At 39.3% G+C, this 3355-nt stretch carries 2 protein-coding genes; both read right to left on the bottom strand.

Annotation, left to right across the window (positions count from 1 at the left end):
• A partial coding sequence (locus KVT34_RS28960; RefSeq protein WP_217563145.1) for a carbamoyl-phosphate synthase large subunit occupies nucleotides 1–2771 on the bottom strand: 2771 nt, incomplete at its 3' end.
• Nucleotides 2764–3355: Gp15 family bacteriophage protein (locus tag KVT34_RS28955; protein WP_217563144.1), on the bottom strand; the 592-nt coding region annotated here is incomplete at its 5' end. The genes KVT34_RS28960 and KVT34_RS28955, both read right to left, overlap by 8 nt.

Below are 3355 nucleotides of genomic sequence, written 5' to 3'. Positions count from 1 at the left end.
ATACCGGTCTGCAGAATTTGCGGTAGGTGCTTTAGGATGGAATCGGGAAATTTATTCATCTTATCATAGCCCATTTGCCCCCATTGGGGGAACCTTTGAACAATACCGTTAATCAATTCAGTTAAAATTTTAATTCCTGCTTCTATTATTTTAGGCAACATGTTATTGATACCCGTAAGAAGCATTCCAATAATTTTTAGTGCCATTTCTAAAATTTTAGGTAGATTTTCTGCTACCCCTTTGCAAATACTCATAATCATGTCTAACCCTGCATTAATTAATGAAGGCGCCATTGCAATAACGGCAGTCATTAGAGCGTTTGTAGCATTAACAATAACATCTATAGCCATTTGTACGAGTACAGGAAGTGCCGTAACTAATCCATCTACTAGCTTAGAAATAATATCAATACCTATCTGCAGTATTGTAGGAAGCATTCCAACTATTGTTTCCGCGAATTTCAGCAAGATACTACCTGCAGTTGCTAGGAAGTTAGGAAACATTGTGTTGATCCCGTCTACAATTGTAGGCAGGAACCGCATTGCAGTAAGAAGCAGCGCAGGAAGCCCGCCGATCAAGATGGTAATAAGTGTAGGAAGTATCGTGGAGAATATTTGACCTAGCTGAGAAGTGTCTCCACCCATAGCAAGCCGGATAGCCTCTACAAATAAGCCTATACTAGCTTTTATTTGCTCTATAGCCTGTCCTATTAGAATTGCTACGTTTTGGAATCCTCCTGACATACCAGCTAACCAACCATTCATAATATTTCCTGTAAGCACTACCTGTAATATGTATTGCCCCAAATTCAGCAGATTTTGGCCAAATGCCGCTATCACTGGAAAGGTAGAGATAAAGTTCGCTCTAAACTCAGCAAGGGCGATACCCATCTGTTTAACACCCATTATCATATTGATAGGAAGTTTCATTAGTGATTCATTAGCAAAATCACCGGTTCTCGCTACTTCTAGGAAATACATACCCATATCTTTCAAAGTAACACCCATTCGCGCACCCTCGTTAACTGTACTGGATACCCAGTCAATTACCGATTGCCGAATGTTAGCGACACTCATTCCAATTTGCAAGGCAGTTTCTTGAAATGGCTCAGGAAGATGCGTTACCCAGTCATTAAAGTAATCACCATCGATAGCGGTATACATTAAGTATTTACCCATACTCATTACGTTCTTTCCGAACTCTTGAATAACAGGGAATGTACCTATAATTTTTTCTCTCATGTTACTCATTGATTGGCCAATCTTAAGTGCTGTGCCCTGGAATCCCTCAGGTAAATGAGTTATCCAGTCATTCAAATAATCTCCGTCTAACGCTGTATAGTAAAGGTATTTACCCATACTAACCACATTAGAACCAAACTCTTTCGCTTTATTACCTGCCATGACGAATCCTGACTGCATGGCTTTAATACTATTCTGTACCTTGTCTGAATTGTAAGCATTTTGGAGTAATTCAGCTCCGTTTTTAACTAAAGCTTTACTGAAGTCCGTAATCCCTTTAATAGTTCCGTCAACGAATCCCTTAAATTTCTCGTTAGTTTTGTAAAAATGAGTAAAAGCTACTGTAGCCCCTGTAATCGCAGCCGCTACGATCCATACCGGTGTTGATAATGTAGCGAATGCAGTTGCAACAGGCATAATTAAGGGTCGTAAAGCGAATAGAATTGCCCTTAAACCTCTAAAATACCCTACACCTAATGCTAAAGGTAACATTAATCCCATCAATGCAGGGACTAGCATAATAGTACCCTGAATAAATCTAGCCATGACGGGGTGTGCCTCGTTAAATGCTATTGTTAACTCAGCCATTTTGGCAACAAAATTATAGATAGGTACCATTACTGCAGTAAAAGCTTGCCTCATAGGTTCTAATGCTTTTGTAAGTTTCTCCATCATATTAGTAAATGCTTCAGAATATTTAGGTTCCATTTCCATATTAGCTTTATGCCGAGGACCGTACAAGAAAAGCATTCTCAGTCCGCCCCCCATAGCTAGGATAGGCCTTCCCATCATTACTGAATTAAGTCTCCTAGCTTCATCTGATAGAGTTTTCATACTGGCTTGCGGGCCGTGTAATTCTAGAGCAATCTGAGCAGCTGAACCGCTACGAGCTACTTTATCCAGGCTATCAACTAAAGCAAGAGCGGGACGAGCTGTGTTATATAAAGGATTTTTCATCTGATCTAGATTCTTAGTTGTTTTAGACGCAGCAGAAGACATCGCATTCATAGCGCCAATAGTTTGAAGCATTCCCATCATAGCAAGCCTGTTAGCATTAATTTGTGCATCTTGTGAAGCTTTCATTGCTTTTCCTATTTCATTGGCTTGATTTATGAAATCTTTGTTTGTCCCTTGAAATTCCTTAGAGCCTTGAGCCATTTTAAAGTATCCATGTGTAGCCTTAATCTGGTCTTCCATAAATGGAATCATTGCCATTTTTTGAGCGTGGAATCCTTCTTTCATTTCCATCATCATATTTTGAGCTTCTTGAGACATGTAGCGATAATAACCGCCCATTTCACCCATTAACCCGCCTATTTCATTACCGTATGCTCTGCGATATTTTCTAGCGTAATACTCTGAGTCACCTACCATGCCTTGCATTTCTCTACCCATGTTATTACGCATATCACGAGCAGTACGGCCCATCCCTCCGCCGATCCGGTTTAATTCTCTGTTAATATTTTGTACATCTCGTCTAACGTTATTGTTATTTATCCTTGCATCTATTTCAACCCGTCCGTCAGCCAATTGAAGTCACCTGCCTCTTTTGCGCTTCTAATCTTCTTAGGTACGCCTTGTACTCCATTTCTTCTCTAATGACTTTAGCTTCCGGAAGTTCATACCGCTCTCTCATTTTCTTGATTCGTTTTCGTTCATCGGCGTTATGTTTATCTTTCTTAGGTATTTCGCACGTTCGATAGTGTATCGCTGTACGCATCGGCGTTTTTTCGGATAGATTATTAAATAAAGCTAAAAACTCTTCCCATTGCAGTATTCCTTGTTGTTCAAATAAATTGACATTGTAGTCATACAAAAAAGTCGCAAATATCATTTCTGCGTCCAATGTAAAGTTAACAACAGGTATTTCCGGTATTTCTTCATTTAACGGATTACCTAGTGTTTCCGTCATCTCACCGGCTTTCTTATCTGCTGTTAAATCAATATTCAATTTATCCTTGAAGATATCAACAATTAACTTCTCTTTACCTTGCCAGTTAAGCTGATTGAGAAGACTATGATCAACGATAAGCATCAATAGAGCAATATTCGGCTTTGCTCTATTGCTAACTGTCTCATCGTCGAATAGTTCCATGATTTTTAGGACATTATCA

Origin of the sequence: Paenibacillus sp. GbtcB18, from assembly GCF_019091125.1 — a bacterium.
In the GTDB taxonomy this organism is placed as follows: Bacteria; Bacillota; Bacilli; order Paenibacillales; family NBRC-103111; genus Paenibacillus_F; species Paenibacillus_F chitinolyticus.
The sequence above is the reverse complement of the archived record's forward strand: the minus strand, read 5'-3'. Positions and strand labels throughout refer to the sequence as shown.